The sequence below is a fragment of the Larkinella sp. C7 genome (assembly GCF_006149005.1).
Lineage (GTDB): Bacteria > Bacteroidota > Bacteroidia > Cytophagales > Spirosomataceae > Larkinella.
This window is the reverse complement of sequence record NZ_VBSL01000212.1, coordinates 1-382: the sequence shown is the minus strand read 5'-3', so window position 1 is coordinate 382 and position 382 is coordinate 1. Positions and strand designations below refer to the sequence as shown.

Annotated in this window: 1 pseudogene; it reads left to right on the top strand. The window is 37.4% G+C overall.

Features of this window, described 5'->3' with window-relative positions:
* A pseudogene (locus FH871_RS35145) lies at positions 1–219 on the top strand (polyketide cyclase); the annotation flags it as partial.
* Between the last annotated feature and the right edge of the window lie 163 nt (positions 220–382).

Genomic DNA, 382 nt, shown 5'->3' with positions numbered 1-382 from the left:
GATCAACACTCTTTCACAGACATATCCGAAACGCCAGTAGGAAGCATACTTTTTGAACATGACATCATAGAAGGGGAGACGGGATTCATTACGTTAAAGCATAGTGTGTCCCTCGTGTGCGAAGATCCTTCGGATGAGCAGGTTAATTTTTTAAAGCAAGTTTTTGCTGATGTCCCGAGCTCTGTCTTAACGCTAAAAGATATAGTAGAAAAGGAGTAGTATGTATCATTTTAATTCTTTATACAAGGATGACTATCAAAAATCAACCGGCTTACTATTTGCAAGAGTTTATAATAATTGGCATAGTCAAATCAAAAAGGAACTTCAAAAGCTTCAACTAACGCATCCGCAATTTATTATACTTGCTTCAGTTGCTGCTCTG